This is a genomic window from Cupriavidus sp. PET2-C1 (genome assembly GCF_054515855.1).
Genome location: NZ_CM137259.1, coordinates 2,029,165 through 2,046,705, shown reverse-complemented (window position 1 = coordinate 2,046,705; position 17,541 = coordinate 2,029,165). Strand labels below are relative to the sequence as shown.

At 68.1% G+C, this 17,541-nt stretch carries 13 protein-coding genes; all 13 read right to left on the bottom strand.

Going from position 1 to position 17,541, the window contains the following annotated elements:
- Nucleotides 1-88 precede the first annotated feature (88 nt).
- Nucleotides 89-664 carry a DUF1294 domain-containing protein gene (locus tag ACX12D_RS09260; RefSeq protein ID WP_459373983.1) on the bottom strand — a complete coding sequence of 192 codons (576 nt, stop codon included), beginning with the start codon at nt 662-664 and terminating at the stop codon, nt 89-91.
- A gap of 103 nt (nt 665-767) precedes the next feature.
- Nucleotides 768-1,646 (bottom strand): DUF4434 domain-containing protein, encoded by an 879-nt coding sequence (locus ACX12D_RS09255; RefSeq protein WP_459373782.1) that lies wholly within the window; start codon nt 1,644-1,646, stop codon nt 768-770.
- 157 nt (nt 1,647-1,803) lie between these two features.
- Nucleotides 1,804-2,934 carry an acyl-CoA dehydrogenase family protein gene (locus tag ACX12D_RS09250; protein WP_459373781.1) on the bottom strand — a complete coding sequence of 377 codons (1,131 nt, stop codon included), beginning with the start codon at nt 2,932-2,934 and terminating at the stop codon, nt 1,804-1,806.
- A 7-nt stretch (nt 2,935-2,941) separates the two neighbouring features.
- The gene (locus ACX12D_RS09245) at nt 2,942-3,640 is read right to left on the bottom strand and encodes an alginate O-acetyltransferase AlgF (RefSeq protein WP_459373780.1); all 699 of its coding nucleotides are present in this window, start codon (nt 3,638-3,640) and stop codon (nt 2,942-2,944) included.
- Between the two features lie 2 nt (nt 3,641-3,642).
- Nucleotides 3,643-5,112, bottom strand: coding sequence for an AMP-binding protein (locus tag ACX12D_RS09240; RefSeq protein ID WP_459373779.1), 1,470 nt, complete (start codon nt 5,110-5,112; stop codon nt 3,643-3,645).
- 32 nt (nt 5,113-5,144) lie between these two features.
- On the bottom strand, nt 5,145-5,402 hold the full coding sequence (locus ACX12D_RS09235) for an acyl carrier protein (RefSeq protein WP_459373778.1): 258 nt from the start codon (nt 5,400-5,402) through the stop codon (nt 5,145-5,147).
- Between the two features lie 39 nt (nt 5,403-5,441).
- Nucleotides 5,442-7,028 (bottom strand): MBOAT family O-acyltransferase, encoded by a 1,587-nt coding sequence (locus ACX12D_RS09230; RefSeq protein ID WP_459373777.1) that lies wholly within the window; start codon nt 7,026-7,028, stop codon nt 5,442-5,444.
- 23 nt (nt 7,029-7,051) lie between these two features.
- On the bottom strand, nt 7,052-8,149 hold the full coding sequence (locus tag ACX12D_RS09225; RefSeq protein WP_459373776.1) for an alginate O-acetyltransferase AlgX-related protein: 1,098 nt from the start codon (nt 8,147-8,149) through the stop codon (nt 7,052-7,054).
- Nucleotides 8,150-8,153: 4 nt separating this feature from the next.
- Nucleotides 8,154-9,161 (bottom strand): alginate O-acetyltransferase AlgX-related protein, encoded by a 1,008-nt coding sequence (locus tag ACX12D_RS09220; RefSeq protein WP_459373775.1) that lies wholly within the window; start codon nt 9,159-9,161, stop codon nt 8,154-8,156.
- A 49-nt stretch (nt 9,162-9,210) separates the two neighbouring features.
- On the bottom strand, nt 9,211-11,931 hold the full coding sequence (locus ACX12D_RS09215; RefSeq protein ID WP_459373774.1) for an NfrA family protein: 2,721 nt from the start codon (nt 11,929-11,931) through the stop codon (nt 9,211-9,213).
- Nucleotides 11,928-13,622: a glycosyl transferase family protein gene (locus ACX12D_RS09210; RefSeq protein ID WP_459373773.1), complete on the bottom strand. Its 1,695-nt coding sequence runs from the start codon at nt 13,620-13,622 to the stop codon at nt 11,928-11,930. Before ACX12D_RS09210 ends, ACX12D_RS09215 begins: the two co-directional genes overlap by 4 nt.
- A 7-nt stretch (nt 13,623-13,629) precedes the next feature.
- Entirely contained in the window at nt 13,630-15,834 is a 2,205-nt protein-coding gene (locus ACX12D_RS09205) for a hypothetical protein (RefSeq protein WP_459373772.1), read from the bottom strand.
- Nucleotides 15,835-15,888: 54 nt separating this feature from the next.
- Nucleotides 15,889-17,040 carry a non-hydrolyzing UDP-N-acetylglucosamine 2-epimerase gene (wecB, locus tag ACX12D_RS09200; RefSeq protein WP_459373982.1) on the bottom strand — a complete coding sequence of 384 codons (1,152 nt, stop codon included), beginning with the start codon at nt 17,038-17,040 and terminating at the stop codon, nt 15,889-15,891.
- Nucleotides 17,041-17,541 lie beyond the last annotated feature (501 nt).

Below are 17,541 nucleotides of genomic sequence, written 5' to 3'. Positions count from 1 at the left end.
CGTGCCGGGCGAAGGCAAGGCAAAGGGGGTTACGGCAACGTTAAAGGCCGTAACCCCCTTTGTTATTTCAGCCAGGCAAGTACGTCTTTCACATGACGAGGGCGCCAAGGTTCAAGGCAACGGTGCCCCAGAAAACCAGCTGGAACTCTTGCTTCCGATTCTTGTGGCGCAGCAGGTGCTGCGCGGCAAGCGCGCCCGGCCAGCCACCGCATAGCGCCAGGAAGTGCAGCCTGGCCTCGGGCGTGCGCCAGGCGTCGTGTTTGGCGCTGTTCTTGTCGAGCGCGTAGGCAAGGAACGCAACAGCACTCATCACAAGGCTGACGAGGCCGGCATATCGTGGCAGGTATCCGCTGAGGGCGCCGCCCGCGATGGCCATCAGCGCCGCTGCCGCCGTGACGGCAGGCAACAGGTGCGCCTGGCTCGCCTGGCGCTGTCCCTGTCCCTGTCCCTTCGGCGTGCCCAGAATCGAGACGTTGGTGGCTTGCAGGCGGCCGTCCTTGCCTTTGCCCAGTTCAAACGTCACGCGGTCGCCAGGCTTGGGCTGGACGGCGCGGTGCCGCAGCGCGGTGACGTGAAAGAAGATGTCTTTCACATCGGCATGGATGTCGATGAACCCGTAGCCCTTGTCGGCATGCCAGGATTTGATGCGGCCCGCTTTTTTCATTTTTTGCTTGTTCATCTGCGATGCGCATTCTAACTGCCCTGATGACTGCAAAGCCACTCGGACGCCGCCGTCAGCATGGCCCGCAGCCCCGTTTCCAGTCAGCCTATTCACTGAGTTCGCGCCAGGCTTCCAGAAGTTGCTTTGCTTGCGAAGATTCTCCAATCACCCAGGGATCGAGAGCGAAGGCAACCAGATGTTGGCCACCCGTTCGCCGCGCAATGGCTAGTTGCGGCTGCAGCCGCAGCAGGCTGGCGGAGACGGCTTTGAAGCTGGCGGCGTCCTGGGAGGGCAGTTCCTGGAACAGCTCCACGATCAGGTCGAACGATATCTCGCGGGTGCGCAGCAGCGCGAGCAACGGCGCCAGCGCCTGGTAGTTGTCCAGGCCGCTGACCCCGACGCCGTCCTGGATCATCGGGCGAATCGCTACCTGGTCGAGTATGACGGCCCATAGCCCCTCCAGTGTGCCGGAAGAGGGCAAGCGGCTGTAGTAGGTGGAAATGGCCGGCCGCGGGGTGCCGCCTGCCGATGTGGCGGAGGCGATGGATTGCAGCCAGGGCACCAGCAAGGCTTGCCGCTGCGGCGTGCCCCAGTTGTGCTGCTCCAGTTCGTAGGGAATGTACCAGCCGCTGAAATTGCTCCGCCTCGGCCATTTGGCCTGCTCGGCATAGGCCAGGCTGCGTGCGCGAGTCTGGGCGAGAAAGCGCGGCAGCGTGGCGGCGTCGGGCGCGCCCAGTGCTTGCCACCAGCGTTCATCGTAGGGCAGTCCGAGCCGGATGCGCAGGCCGAGCTGGCCGCCATCGTCGAACAGGAAGTCCAGCAATGCCTCGGGGATTTGCCAGGGCTGCTCGCCATCCACCGCGGCCCACTGGATCACGATCTCGCTGCAGCCCAGGGCGCGCACGGCCTTCAGGCGCTGGTGCCATTCCGCCTGCCCGAGTTCGAGGTGGCTGCGCCATACCTGCAGGAAGGTCGAAGCAAACACCGGCTGGCCGGTGCAGGCTGTGAGGGGGAGTAGGGGGAGCAGGGGGAGCAGCGGCAACGCGGTTGCCGCGCGCAACAGGCGGCGGCGCCCTGGGGTGGGGAATGGATGGCGAGGGTCGGGGATAGGCTGGCTCATCAAGTAAGGGGGCTTGCGCCGCTCAGATCGCGCGCGCGATTAGCTCGCGCATGATTTCACTGGTGCCGCCGTAGATGCGCATGGCACGGGCGTCGACCCATGCGCGGCCAATGTTGTACTCGGCCATATAGCCATAGCCGCCATACATCTGCAGCAGGTCGTCGAGCATGCGGCCTTGCAGTTCGGTGGCGTTGAGCTTGGCGATGGCGGCGGTGACTGGGTCGAGGGAGTCCTGCAGCTGCAATGCTAGGCAGTGGTCCAGGAACACGCGCAGCATGGCCAGCTGCGCACGGCCATCGGCCAGCTTGAAGCGGGTGTTTTGGTAGTCGATCACGCGCCGGCCGAAGGCCTTGCGCTGGCGTGTGTAGGCGATCGCCTCTTCCAGCATGCCTTCCAGCGAGGCGCAGGCCCGCAATGCGATGGCCAGGCGTTCCGGCGCCAGTTGCTGGGCCAGCAGGTCGAAGCCATGGTTTTCCGCGCCCAGCAGGCGGTCGGCGCCGACTTCCACCTCGTCGAAGAACAGCTCGCAGGTGTCCTGCGCGTGCTGGCCGATCTTGGCCAGGGGCGGTCCCTTGCGAAGGCCCGGCATGCCGTCGTCCAGGCAGAACAGCGAGAGGCCGCGCGCGCCCAGGTCCGGATTGGTGCTGGCGGCCACGATCACCAATCCGGCGTTGACACCGTTGGTGATGAACGTCTTTTGCCCGCTCAGCACGTAGCCGCCGTTGCCGTCGGGGCGGGCGCGGGTGCGGATCGCCTTGAGGTCGCTGCCGGCATCGGGTTCGGTCATGGCGATGGCGCCGATGCACTCACCGCGCGCCATGGCGGGAAGCCATCGTGCCTGCTGGGCGGGGGTGCCGTAGCGGTGCAGGTAGGGCGAGACCATGTCCGAGTGGATGGAGAAGCCGATGCCGAGGTAATTGGCGCGCGCCAGTTCCTCGATCACCACGGCGGCATGGCCGAAGTCGCCGCCGGCGCCGAAGGGCTCGGGCAGGGCGCAGTTGAGCAGGCCGGCGCTGCCCGCGCGTTGCCACAGGTGTTTCGGCGTGATTCCCTGGCGCTCCCATTCGGCATAGCACGGGGTGATTTCCTGGGCGATAAAGCGCTGTACCTGCTCGCGGAATTGTTCGTGGTCGTCTCGGAAGACTGGGCGCATGGGTGGCTTATTTGCTGTAAGGGTCGGTGCGGCTGACCTGGCCGCGCAGCATGGGCCTGGCCGCGCTGCCGGTCAGGAACAGGCTGTAGTGGTCGCCCGGCTGCAGCGCGGGCAGTGCCAATTCGGGCGCGCGCGCGCTGCCGCAGGCGGCATTGACGGTTGCGCTGACCGGGTTGATGGCGCGATGGACCGCGCTGTGGGGCCGCACGGCCTGGAAGATCGGTGTGCCGGACGGCGCCAGCGCCAACTGGGCGCCCTCGCAGTCGCGGATGGTGTTGTAGAAGCGCAGTTCCGCCTTGAGCGCATCCGGGCCGCCGCTGCCGTCGTCCAGCGGGACCACCGACAGCTTGCCGCCGGTGCGCGCCAGCAGCAGCGTGGTGAAGGTGTCCGGCTGCACCTGCAGGGTGGCGGCCTCTTTGCCGTCGACGCGCACGGTGAAGGGCTGGTTGCCCTTGACCACGGCATAAGTGGTGGCGGCGGCGCCATTGCCGCCGATGGCCTGGGCCTGGCCCTGGGCTACCGCCACGGTAGCCGTGGCGGCGTCCGGGTTGAGCACCCGGACGTAAGCGGATCCCTGCGGCGGACGCGCCGCATAGAGCTGGGCCAGCGCGCCTTCGGTGGCGGGCGGCGCGGCGCAGACGGTTGCCGCGGCCATGCCGGCCAGCGTGGCGGCAAGGGTTGTTCGCAGGGCGTGGAACTTGGGCATGGCTATTCCTTCGCACCGCTCAGGCGCGCCTGCAGGTACTGGCGCTCCAGCTGCTTGCGGTCGACCTTGTCGGTGCTGGTGGTGGGGAAGCGGCCGCACGCGACCAGTTCGGAAGGGATCATGTACGGCGGCAGGCTCCGCCCCAGCGCTTGTTTCCAGTCGGCCAGCGCCGCCGGCAGCGGTGGCTCGGCGGCGTGGCTTGCGGAGCTGTCTTCCAGTTCGAGGAAACCGATCATGCGGACGATCGCGCCGTCCGCGCGCCGCAATGCGACCGCCGCGCCCGCGCGTACGCCGGCCAGGCTGGCCAGCGCGGCATCCACTTCGGCTAGTTCGATGCGGTAGCCGTGCAGCTTGATCTGGTCGTCGGCGCGTCCCCGGAAATGCACCAGCCCGGCGGCGTCGATATGCGCGAGATCGCCGCTGCGGTACGCGCGCTTGCCCTGGTGAAGAAACAGGCGGGTCTGGTTGAGGTCGGGCCGGTTCAGGTAGCCGCGCATCACGTGGTCGCCGGCGATGCACAACTCGCCCTGGTCGAGGAACAGTGCCGCGTAGGGCTTGGCCCGGCCGATCGGGAACGGATTGGGGGCTTGCTGGCGCAGCGCGGCGTCGATTTCGACCCAGGTGGTGGAGCAGGTTGCCTCCGTGGGGCCATAGGAGTTGACGATGCGCGCGGCCGGGAAGCGTTCCCACAGCGCCTCGGCCAGCGTCGGCGATAGCGATTCGGCGCCAAACAGGAAGACCTTCAGTTCGGGCAGGGTGGCCGCGTTGAAGGCGGGGTTGAGCAATTGCTGGCGCACGAATGACGGCGTCGACGCCCACATCGTGACGCGGTGGCGCGCCAGGTAGGCGGCGAAGGCATCGCGCTCGGCGGTCAGCTCGCGCGGGCACAGCACGCAGGTGCCGCCCAGGCCCAGCGCGCCGGCCACGTTGAACAGCGAGAAGTCGAAGCTGAACAGCATCTGGTCCATGAACACTGGCGCGGCGTCCAGCCGCAGGCAGTCGCGGATCCAGCCGGCGAACAGGCCCAGGCTCTCGCGGCCGATCTGCACGCCCTTGGGGTCGCCGGTGCTGCCCGAGGTGAACATGATGTAGGCCACGCCGCGCTCCTTCAGGACCGTGGCGGCGGTGCCGGGGCGGAAGACGTCGTTGTCCGCCTCGTACACCAGCGGCGCCCCGACGATCTCGACGATGCGGCGCACGCGCCCGGCGGGGTTGATGCGGTCCACCGGCACGAAGGGCACGCCAAGCGTCAGGCAGCCGAGCATGGCCACCAGGAAGGCGGCCTCCTTGTGGCCGACGATCACCAGCGGCACGTCGGGGCGGGCGCCGGCCGCGCGGGCGGCGGCGGCCCAGGCCTCGGTGCGGGCGCGCAGCGTGTTCCAGCTCAGGCCGCCCTGCATATCCACCACGGCCAGGGCGCCGCCCGCCGAGTCGGGATCGGCGAAGCGGAAGTTGTCAAAGTCAAAGCGCATGGGGAACTCCGGATGGCGCGTCCAAACGGGGCTCAGGCATGGCCCTGGGCGGCGATGAAAGCGGCCAGCGTGCGCACCGACTCGAGATGCACGTCGATCTCGGTGGGCGGGATCTTGCAGCCGAACTCGCGTTCGACCGCCAGGGCCAGGTCCACCGCGCTGAGCGAGTCGACCAGGCCGGACTCGATCAGCAGGGTGTCAGGATCGACCCGGGTGAGGATCACGCTTTCGATGATCTTGACGAGCTTGTTTTCGACTGCCGCCTGGTTGTCGGTGAATTGCGTATGCATTGATTAGTCTCCCTGCGCCTGTGGCGCTCAGCATTGGATTCAGAATTGGAAATAGAGAAAGCGCGCTTCCTGGTGCAGGTTGGCCAGGCACAGGAAGAGCAGGACCAGCATGACCGCGGCCCAGCCGGGCGTGGGCCGCCAGCGCAGCACGGACCAGCGGCTTTGCTGCGCGCGCGCCAGCGCCGGCGACCAGCGGCCCAGGATCTGGTGGGCGTTGGGCGCCAGCCAGACAATGGCCAGCATCGCCAGCAGGTAGAGCAGCTGCAGGTGGCGGCCGGCCAGCATGCGCCAGGCGTCGCCCGCGGTGAGCGTGGCATCCGGCCACGGCAGCGCGGCGATGGTTTCGAAGCCGCGCAGGCCGGCCAGGCCTTCCAGCAAGGCCAGGGCGTCGTGCATGCCGCTGGCGCGGAAGAACACCTGCGCCACCAGCACGGCGGCAAAGGTCAGCAGCACGCAGGCCACGCGCGTTGCCGCCCGCGTCTGCCGCGCGGCGGCGGGCTTGCGGCCGGCCACGAAGATGCGCCAGGCGTGGTTGACCGACAGGTAGCCCGCATGCAGCAGGCCAAACACCAGGTACTGCAGGCCGGCGCCGTGCCAGATGCCGGCCAGGCCCATGGTGAAGGCGGTCGGCAGCACGATCATGGCGGCGAAGCCGTCGGCGGTGGCCACCCCGGCCGCGCCCACCGGCAGGCCGCGATCGGTGCGCCTGCGCGATACCGCCATGGCCACCGGGTAGTACAGGTAGGCGGTCAGGTAGCGCGTCAGCGTGATGTGCCAGCGGACCCAGAAATCGATGATGCTCGATGCCTTGTAGGGCGAGTTGAAGTTGAGCGGGAAGCGGATGCCGAACATCTTGGCCAGGCCGAGCGCCATGTCCGAGTAGCCGGAAAAATCGAAGTAAAGCTGCAGCGCGTACGACAGGCTGGCACCCCAGGCGGCCCAGAACCGCAGGCTGGCCGGATCGGCGAAGCCCGCGTCGGCATAGGGCGCGATGGCATCGGCCAGCAGCACCTTCTTGGCCAGCCCGATGACAAACAGCATGCCGCCTACAGAGAGGTTCTCCGCCTTGAAGCGGTAGTTCTCCCGCTGCGCGAACTGCGGCATCATTTCCTTGTGGTGCAGGATGGGGCCGGCGATCAGGTGCGGGAAGAAGGTCACGAACAGCACGTAGCTCAGCGGGCTGCGTTCGCTCACGATGCCGGCGCGGCAGTCCAGCAGGTAGCCGATCTGGGTGAAGGTGAAGAACGAGATGCCGAGCGGCAGGATCACCGACCCGGCCGGGCTGGCGCCGCTCAGGCCAAGCTCATGCAGGAAGCCCAGCAGCGCGGTGAAATACTTGTAGTGAAGCAGCAGGCCGAGATCCGCCGCCACGCCGAGGGCTGTTGCCAGCGTCTGCAGCACGGTGCGTCCCTTGAAATACAGGATCAGCTGGCTCACCCCGTAATTGAAGGCGATCGACACGGCCAGCAGCGCCACGAACTGCGGGTTCCACCAGCCGTAGAAGACGAACGAGGTCAGGCACAGCCAGGCGGCGGCCGCGCGCAGGGACCGGGCGCCCAGCAGGTAATGCACCAGCAGGGCGATGGGCAGGAACAGCAGCAGGAAGAGCAGGGAGTTGAAGAGCATGGTGGTTGGCTATGGCTTGTCCCTTACCGCGATGGCAGGGTGGCCAGGGTTGTTTTCTCTTCCTCGGTCAGCGGCAGGGACAACGCCATCTCCGAGAATTCCCAGATCACCAGCCGCAGGCTGGCAGGCCATTGCGCGCGTTGCCGGAGCGCGGCCTGGAGCGCGCCGGAGAACTGCCCGCCGTCCAGGCTCAGGTTCCAGACCTGGCGGCCCAGCCGCATGCCCAGGCGCTCGGCGAAGTGGCTGCGCCGGCCGTTGGAGCTGCCGGCCAGCAACACCTCGGGCGGCGCCACCTCGTCGAGCAGGCCGCCCGCGGTCTCCGGCTTGATGGTTTGCTCCCGCACCAGGTCGGGCAGCGGGCGCCAGCGGTCGGGGGCGTGTTCCAGGCCGGCCAGCACTAGCAAGTCGCCCACACGCACGGTGGCACCGGCGGCGTTGCCTACTGCGTAGCGTTGCTGGCCCGGCTGCCCCAGGAAGGGCAGGGCTGCCGCTGCCACTGCTTCGGCGCTGGTGGTGGCGCCGTGGTTGTTCATATGCACGTCGGTGCGGAAATAGCCAGGCGTGCGGGTGTCCAGCGCAGCGCGCAGGTCCACATACGGCACCTGGCTGGCGGCAAGGCTGGCGTGCCAGTCGTCCAGGCGCTCGCGCATCTCCTGCGATGCCTGCAAGCCGCACAGGCGTGCCGCCTCGACGCGCGATTTGTCGGGCACGGCCACGACCAGCACTCGCACTCCGGCCGCGCGCAACTCGCCAACCCAGTGCCGCATCAGCCGCAAGCGCTCGGCGAAGGCCTGCGCGTGGCCGGGCTGCGGTTGCAGGCCGTCGCGATAGAACAGCCAGCCCGGGCATCCCTGTACCACCTGTTCGCCAAGGTTGCCCAGCAACCGGTAGCGCAGCGCGGCCTGGCCGGTCTCCACCTGCGCTTGCGCCGGCAGGCGCAGCGCTTTCTTGAGCGTCTGGCCCGCGGTGCCGTCCATCCAGGCGGACGGCGCCAGCCCGGCAAGACGCGAGCGGGCCTGCCACAGCGAGTGAACGCCCCAGGCCAGGCCGGCCACCAGCAGGGTCGCGCACACGGCCGCGCCCAGGCGGTGGGATGGCTCGGTATCGTGCTTGATGGTCATGCCTTTAGCGCCCCACGGCGGCCTGGAGCCGCTTGCGCCAGGTATCAGCGCTCATCAGCGAGGCGTTGTCCCACAGGCCGCGCGCGTCCGGCCCCTGCGAGAAGGCGGGCTCGAACAGTTGCCAGACCAGCACCTGCGGCGGTTGCTGGCGGAAGGCGGAGGATTCCAGGTACTCCAGCAGCATGACCCACGGCCCCACGTTGCCGGGTTTCCAGTTGACCGAGACCGGGCGGTCCAGCGTGTTCGAGAGCATCTGCGGATAGCCGAAATAGGGCTGGACCATGCTGTGGCCGGTCACATGCACCGGCGCCGCGGCGTCGTCCAGCAGGCCCTGGTTGTCGGCGGTCTTGCGTATCGTGAACGTTTCGCGCCCGACCGCCTTCTTGCGCTCTGGCGTCAGGAACAGTTCAGCCAGATCGCCGTAGCGCCGCTCGTTGGACAAGGCGCCCAGTGCCATGCCGCTGCCGGGCTGGCCGGCGAGCTTCGGCACCTGCTGCGCGACCATCTCGGCGGTGGCCCGCGCGGTGGCGTCGGCGGCGGCCTGCGTCCAGTGCTGGTCGGTGCGGTAATAGACCTCGCGCCCTTCGTTCCTGAGCTTGAGCAGCACGGCTTCATCGTCGAAGCTGGGCACGCCCGCCTGCCGCAGTCTGCCGAGCACGGTCTGGTAGCGTGCGGCGACGTCGGCGCTCATGGATTTGCCGTCCGGCAGCTTGTCCTGGTAGAAACGCGCCTTGTCGGGCACCAGCAGCACCACCAGCCGGATATCGCGCGCCATCAGCGCGCTGCGCGCCTCGGTCACCAGCGCCGCGGACGCATCGATGCCGGCCGTATCGACGTGTGTCAGGCTGCCCCAGCCCGGGAACAGCCAGTTGTCCTTGCCTTCGATGATGATGGACGAACTGTCGGCGCAGGCCATGGCCGACCAGGCGAGGGCGGCGCCGGCCAGGCCGCGGCCCAGCCAGGTGCGCACGCGCCGGGGCGGGCGCAGCGGTGTTTCGCAAGACAGGTGCATGGGTGTCATTCCTTTGGGAGCCATGGCGGGGAGCGCCGCCATCGGCGTGTCAGTAAGAGAGCGTCAGGTTCATGAACAGCCCCTTGGCGCGATTGGAGTGTCCGGCGAGCCCCGCGCGGTATTGCACGCCCCAGTCCAGGTAGGAGCGCGGCGCGTTGTATCGGTCCTGCCGGAACCAGTAGCGCAGGTTGAAGCCGGGGCCGGCGCCCATCGACCAGGTGGCGCCGTTGCCTTGCAGGGCGGTGCTGCCCGACACCGTGCCCAGCGTGCCAGAGGCGCGGTTCTTCTGCCACAGCCAGTCGGCGCCCAGCACCACGTAGGGGAACAGGATCAACCGCTCGTCGATGGCGTCGAGGCGGAAGCTGCGGCCGGCCCGGATCTCACCGGCTGCGAAGGCCTGGTCGCGGCGCAGGCGGCCGGAGCCGCTTGCGGTCTCGGCGCCGGTGCTGTTGTCGCGCAGCGAGTAGCGCGCGGCGATATCCTGCAAGCTGTAGCCACCCTGCACATAGCCTTCAACGGTGAACCAGCTCGGCACATCCAGCCGCAGCCCGCTGCCTTCGTAGATGCCGTAGGTGACGTAGGTGAGCCATCCGCCGGAGCCGGCATCGGCCTCATAGCGGGCGCTCTGGTTTTGCCGGTTGAGCGCGCAGCGCTGGCTGGCGTCGGCCGGGATCAGCATGCCGCTGCGGGTGGCGGTGCCGAGCAGGAACTGGCGCTCCAGCCCAAAGGTGAGGCCAACCTCATGCGACGGCGTGAAGCGCAGCCCCAGCGCGCCCACGGTGGTGGGCACGCCGGTGATGCCGCGGCTGCGCGACTCGCCGACGTCCGTGTGGGCCGCCGCGGCGCCGCCGCAGGGGTCCGACAGGCGTTGCGCGTGCGTCTTGCCGCCATTGTCGTAGATCGTGCTCGACAGGCGTCCGTAGAGTTCGAAGGTCCGGTTCGAGGTATTGAGCAAGGTTGGCGGGCGCCAGAAGATCTCCGCGGTGCCGAAGGCCGCATCGCCCGGCGTGGAAATGGCGGCGCCGCCAAAATCCGCCGCCGCCGGCCGGGCCCCGCGGTAACCCGCGGATACATAGCCTCCCCACTCGCGCGAGAATCCCGCGATCGCGCCGCGCGTGTTGTAGCGCTGCTCCTCGTCCAGGGCGAGCGCGCCCGCATCGGCCTGGTCGATGGCCTGCATCAGCGTTTGCGTGGCGCCGTGCTTGTCGCCCGCGCCGGCGCGCGCATAGCCCTCGTCGAGGATGGCGAGTGGTGGCGCCTTGCCGGTGGCGCGGGCGGCCTGGATGTCGCGCAAGGCTTGTTCCGGCATGCCCAGCCGCTGATTGACATAGGCGCGCTGCATCAGCAGGCCGGCATCGGCGGCTTGCCGCTCCAGCGCGGTGTTCAGCCGCGTGGCGGCCTCGCGGGCCTGCATGCGGTTGCCGGCCGCCAGCGCGGTGGTCAGCAGCGCCCGGCTCTGCTCGCCCGGGTCGTGCTCGACGGCCTTGCGCGCTTGCGCGATCGCTTCCTGGTAGTCGTGCCGGCCATAGGCGGCATAGGCCAGCGCGGCAGGGCTGCCGCCGGAGGCGTCCGCCGGCAGCAGTTCGCACGCCGTGCCATAGGGCGTGTCGCGGCAGTGCTGTACCGGGGGAGGAAAGCTGGCGAGCGTCAGCGCGGCCTTGGGCGCCCGCGCGCGGCCGGCTTCGTCCAGGCGCCTGCGCACGGCCTTGTCCTTGCCGTCCAGCGCGGCCAGCAGCGCCTGCACGCGCTGGCCGTTACCGGCGGCCAGCGCCGCGTCGGCGGCGATCAGGCGCACATTGTGCCGCTGCTCGTCGTCCAGCCAGTCCTGCCCGAGCGCGCTGTCGAAGTCGGCTTCCGCCTGGGCGGTCTTGCCCTGGCGCTGCCGCAGGTAGGCCCGCATCAGCAAGGCCACGGTATCTTCGCTGTCTTGCCGCAGCGCTTCACCAGCCGCGCTTTCCGCTTCGGCGAGCTGTTCGTCCAGCATCAGCGCGGTGACAAGCAGCAGGCGGTGGCTGGCCGTGTCGGGCGCCAGCGCGACCGCCTGCCGGGCCGGTGCGATGGCGTCGGCCGGACGATTGGCGATCAGCGCCCGGTAGCCAGCCTGGGCGGAGGGTACCGACATCTGGCGCAGCAGGCCCTGGCGGCGCGCGATCAGGTCGGACCGGTTGGGCGCGCCGGCGGCCAGCGCGCGCTCGATGGCCCGCAGGGCACCCTTGTCGTCGCCTTGCGCGGCCAGGGCGTCCAGCCACAGCAGCGCCCACGCGCCCTGGCTCGGGTCGGCGGCGAATGCTCTCTGCGCGGCGGCGGCGGCGGTCTTGTAGTCGCCGTCGTTGTAGGCGGCGTAGGCTTGCGTGGCAAACGGAAAGCCCGTGCGGAAGGCCTGCGTGGCCGGGGCCGCGCTGCCCTGGGCGCCGGCGCGCAGCGCGGCGTGCGCCTCGCGCAGGGCGGGGCTGTCGGCTCCGGCAGCGCTGGCTGCCGCCACGGCGCGTTCGGCTTGCGCCAGCTTGCCCTGCTTTTGCAGCGAGTAGATCAGCAGCAGGTGCAGCTGCGCCACGTCCGGCCGCAGCCGGATGGCGGCTTCCGCCCTGGCCTGGGCCTTTGCGTAGCTGCCCTTGTCATAGGCTTTGTAGCCTTCGTCGGCCAGTTGCCAGGCTTTGCCCCTGAGCGGCGCTTCGCTGGCGGCCGGCTCGGCGAACGCGGGGGCCGCCGGCAGCAGGGCGGCGCCGCTCAGCGACGAGAGCAGGACAATCAAACGGGTGCGCGCCCTCATGCGGCGGCTCCGTGCGGTGCGGCGGTGGCCGGGGCCATGTTCTGCTGGAAGGCAATCGCCTCGAGCAGGGTGACCTCGTCCAGCCAGCCTTGCTCCAGCAGGATCTTGCCGAGCGGCCGGTGCGCGCTAGCCTGCAGGTCGAGGGCGCGGGCCAGCTTGGTCTCGTCGATGGCGTGCCACGACAGCAGCAGTTCGCCAAGCCGGCGCCGCTGCTGCGTCAATTGATCGGACGAAGGGAAGTCATGCATGGTCTTGTCCCACACCAGCCGCTGGCCAAAGAACATGTGGCCAAGAAAGAGCCGCCACGCGCGCGCAGCGGCCATGGCGTTGATAAAGTTGCCGATCATCATGCGCGGCACCGACAGCAGGCCATGTTCCCAGCCGTACATGCTGCCGACGAAGTAGATCCGTTGCAGCGTGCGCAGCGCCAGTGCGATGGTGTTGAGCCACATCAGCGTGACCAGCCAACTCCCGGGCCGGAACAGCGGGGGATAGTGGACGGTCCACCAGCCCATGGCATCGGCGAGATAAAACAGCAGGAAGTTGGCCAGCAGCAGATAGGCCAGGATCGAGATAAAGGAGGTCACGAGGCCCTTGCGGTCGCGGTACAACAGGTATTTGGTGGTCAGAGAGCCGGACCAGCCGACTTGCTGCCAGCCTTGCAGGCCGATGCCCAGCAGCCAGCGCGCCTTTTGCCGGTAGGCGGTGCGGAAGGTGTCGGGGAAATACTCGCGCACGCCCAGCGGCATGGCGATGGTCCCGATCTTTTCCTTGCCCAGGCCGAACCACGACACCCGGCGCGTGGCGTACTCCACCTTGAACTTGCCGAAAATCTGCTTCATGCCGCGCCGCGACAGGCGCGCCCCGATGTCGTAGTCCTCGGTCAGGCTGTCGGTGTTGAAGGGCTGGTTGTTGGTCTCCGCCGACAGCTCCACCAGCGCGCGGCGCGAGAAGCAGGTGCCGACGCCGGCCGACGGCACCATCTTCGACAGGCTTTCGCGCACCACCATATCCTTGGTGTGCCACTCGGCGAACTCGTCCATATAGGTGCCGGCCACCAGTTCGTACCAGCTGCGTTCGAGCGAGGCGACCGGCAACTGGATGAAGTCGATGCGCGGCAGCAGGTAGTTGTAGTACTTCAGTTCGAGCGGGTGGAGCACGTCTTCGCTGTCGTGCAGGATCATGCCGGCGAAGGGCGCGGGCAGGTCCCGTTCATGCAGCAGGATGGCCCGCACGATCCAGTTCAGGCAGTCCGCCTTGCAGGTGGGGCCGTTGTGCGGCACCTCCACGCGCACCAGCTGCCGGTAGCGGCGGCGCATGCGCTCCACCTCGTCGATGGTGCGCGCATCGTTGCAGTAGGTGCCGACGAAGATCATGTAGTTCTGGTATTCCAGCGTGGAAACCATGTTTTCCAGCATCGGCGCGATGACGTCGAACTCCAGCCAGGCCGGCACCATGATGGCGAGCGGCTGTTCCTCGCACGCGCGCAGTTGCCCGCTCGAGAGCGGCTTGTGACGGCGCCGCACGACCAGGCCGCGGTAGGCCTCGCGCAGCCAGTACCAGAGATCGATGAACAGGTCGTCGATGCTGGACAGCAGGATCAGCGTGGCCACGACGGCGGTGACGATCTCCAGGCCGCGGTAATAGTCGGCGACGAGGTAGGGCCAGTACATGGAGGACAGGAACGACATGGGTGGCTTACTTCTTTGTCCGGCGCGCGCGGTTGGCGAGATAGGCGAAGAACAGCAGGGCTGCCAGGCAGGAACCAACGCCGAGGATCAGCAGGTGGCTGGCGGCCATGCGGCGCAGTTTCTGGAGGATCCCGGGCGTTTCGGAGGGATCGCTGTCCGGGTTGGCGCTGTCGAGCCAGGCGCGCGGGCCGTCGGCGCCGACCACCATGACGTTGCCCCTGTTGAACACGAAGGGCTGTCCCGGGCTGCCTCCCGGCGCACCCATGGCCTGCCAGAGGATGCCGTCGCGGCCACCGTCGCCGATCACTTCGGCGGCGCCGAGGCCGGCCACGCCGGCGACGTCCAGCCACTGCGTTTCACGGCCATTGATCTGGAGGTGGCCCTGGGCGGGCACGCGTACCTTGGGCTCTATGCCTTGCAGCTTGACATCCATGGCCAGGAAGGGACGGGTGGGCCGGGCGGCTTCATCCTTGCCGGCCAGCACCAGTTCCGCGCCATAGGGCGACAAGCCGCTGGCGGCTGCCAGACGCACCACCTGGGCCAGCCGGGCGCCGGCGTCCAGCAGATAGCTTTCCGGCACGATCAGCTGCGGCCGGCCAGCCATCAGCGGCAGCAGGCTGACGAAGGAGCCGTCCGTCCTGGCGGCGCCCGAGCGCAGGTGGCTGCTCGGCAGCACGGTGACCGGGTAGCCCTGCGGGGTTTCGTTGCAGTCGACCGATACCGGCTGGCGCTGGAACGAAACGCGCAGCACGTTGCGCACGTTCAGGGCATAGCCCGGAACCTGGGCCAGCAGGCGATTGCGGCGGCCGTTGGCCTCGATCTGGCGAGCCGCCAGCAGCACGTCGTTCCAGAATACCGAGACCACAGGCGGACTGCCGGAGGCACCCGGCGCGGCGGCAACATCCACCACCAGCTCGCTGGGCGCGCGGCCATCGATGGCCGCAGCGCTGAGCGGGAAGCTGGCGGTCCAGTCGGCGCGCGCGATCACGTCGAGGTTGCTGTCAGCGTTGCTCAGGCTGCTCAGCGACGTGGCCGAGTGCTCGCCCTGGTCGGGCTGCATGGCGGCGCGTACCGCTACCTTGCGCGAATCCAGGGCGCGGCGCCACAAGCCGCTCAGGATGCCGGCGGCTTCGGCGCCTGCATCCGGGGCGATGGCGATGACGGGGTGGCCGCCCAGCATGGTCAGCTGGATCTGCTTGGCGGACAGCGGTGTTGCGGCCACTGGCGCGCGGCTGGCGCGCCAGGCGGCGAAGGCCCGCGCGGCATCCGCATCGTCCTGCAGTTGCGCCGCCAGCGCATCCAGCGCGGTCTTCAGCCTGGCTTGCAGGGCGGCGTCCACCACCGCCAGGTCCGCGGTGACGGCAGGCGCGCCCAGCACCAGCAGCGCACCGAGTTCCGCCTCGCTGCCGACGCGGTGCTGCGCGCTGGCATCCAGTGCCGCGAAGGCCGGTACCTGCCGTAGTCCCGCCGGTACGTTCAGTTCGCGCGTGTCGATGACATCGCCGGGCGCGGGGAAGGCTCGCATGGTGGCGCGCTTGCCGCCGTTTTCCAGCGCCACGCCGATCCGCCACGCGGCGTCGAAGGCGGCGCGGTCTAGCCGGTTGGCGGCGAACAGGATGGTGGCGTTGGCCGGCAGCGAGACCCAGGCGTCTTCCAGGGTGGGCAGGGCCGCGGCGTCATAGCGATAGCTCAGGCGGGTGGAGGGCGCGATCGTCAGTGCGTTGCCCAGCGGGCGGTCGATCTCGCACAGCCGTTGCGCAGTATTGGACGACCAGATCACGCCTAGCCGGACGAAGCCGTTCGCGCGCGCGCGCCGCTCAACGGCCAGCGCGCGGGCAGCTTCCCCTTCGCCGTTTTCAAAGCGGCGCGCGAAGGCGGGGCGGCCGTCGATGGAAAGCAGCAGGTTAGTGCGGCCGTCCTCTGTCTTTATATAGTGCGAATCGAACGCGATCGAGGCGTCCGCAAGCGGTACGTTGCGCGGTACCGGCAGATAGAACTCGTGACGCGAATCGCTATGGTTCATGATCACCGGCGCGGTGAACCCGAGATCGGCGAGCGTCACGGTACGGCTCAACCAGGTGTCGGCCTCCAGCGCGCGGATGGCGTCTCCGGGCACCCCGGCAAAGGCCGTCAGCGGCAGCGCCAGGGCGGCGTGGAATAGGCCGCGCCGGAAGCGGGCAAGGTAAGGCAGATGACAAAGACGCAAGGCCATGGCGCAGATAGGTGGAGAAATAGCAGGAGGTTCTTGGGAGGGGGGAGGTGCCGCTCAGGCCGTCCGCGCGGCGGGCCGGAAGTCCTCGAGGGGGCGGCCGCACAGGGCGGCAACGATGCGCTGGCAGGCTCGCCCGTCGCCATAGGGATTGACTTGCCGGCGGCATTGCTCGTAGAGCGCGGTGTCGTCCAGCAGGCGGTTGACCTCGGCTACGATGCGGTTGGCGTCGGTGCCGACCAGTTTGACGGTGCCGGCAGCCACCGCTTCCGGCCGCTCGGTGGTGTCGCGCATCACCAGCACGGGCTTGCCCAGGTGCGGCGCTTCCTCCTGTATGCCGCCGGAGTCCGTCAGCACCAAGTAGGCTTTGCGCATCAGCCAGACGAAATCGAGATACTCGAGCGGATCGATCAGATGCACGTTGCCGATGCCGGCGAGCGTGCGCATGACGGTTTCGCGCACACGCGGGTTCAGGTGAACCGGATAGACAATCTCCACGTCGGCACGGCGCGCCAGCAGGGCTAGTGCTTCGCAGATCCGCTCGAATCCCTCGCCGAAACTCTCGCGGCGATGGCCTGTCACCAGCAACAGGCGGCGGCGCGGGTTCAACCATGCATGGCGGGCGGCAATGGTGTTGGCCAGGCGGGCATCGTCGTCGTCCAGGCGCTGGCAGGTCAGGGCAAGTGCGTCGATCACCGTGTTGCCGGTGACGAAGATCTCGCCGGCCAGGTTTTCCCTGAGCAGGTTGTCGCGTGCAGCCGGCGTCGGTGCAAACAGCAGGCCGCTGATCGCATCCACCACGCGGCGGTTCATCTCTTCCGGAAAGGGCGAGGCCAGATTGCCGGTGCGCAGCCCTGCCTCCACATGTGCCACCGGGACGCCGCGATGGAAGGCCGCCACTGCCGCGGCAGCGGCTGTGGTGGTATCGCCGTGCACCAGGACGTGATCGGGCCTGACGCCGCCGAACACCTGATCGAAGCGTGCCACCAGGAGGCCGAAAAGGCCGTTCAGCGTCTGGTTTGGCGCCATGATATCGAGGTCATAGTCCGCCTGCAGCGCGAACAGCGACATCACCTGATCCAGCATCTGCCGGTGCTGGCCGCTGACGCACAGCATGCTGTGTACGCCGGGCTCGCGATTCAGCGCTTGCACGAGCGGCGCCATCTTAATGGCTTCGGGCCGAGTTCCTACAATCGAAAGCACTCTCATGCCGGCTGGTTCTCTCAAGATATATGTTTTATTAGGTTGCCGGCCGGTACGAAAAGCTGGATTTAGCGTTGACGTATTGCATCGTGCAAGCAATTCGGGACGGATTCTAGGAGTCCAATTCAATGCAAGTGTTTGCTAGATAGGAAAAAACCTTTGAATCGGCGAATTGCTTACATTTTTTGACAATCTAAAAAGCAGGGGGAAATGGCACTTTGCCTTGCTTGAGCGGAGTGCTTTTGTGGGAGGATGCGGGCGGGGATTCGTGGCGCCAGGGTATGAGTGACAGCGTTTCTCCAGAGATATCCCCCGGTCCGAGGGGATTAGTGGTCGATTCCCTATGGCGGAGCGACTCGGAACGATGGCTTCCAGGCCCCGTGGTCGCAAGTTGGGACGCGTATGGGTGATGCGCTTACGGAGATGCGGTCAATGCGTCGACCTCACCCAAATGAGGGAGGTGCGTCTAATGGGGTTTTTTGGAATTTACGAATTATGAAAAGCAAT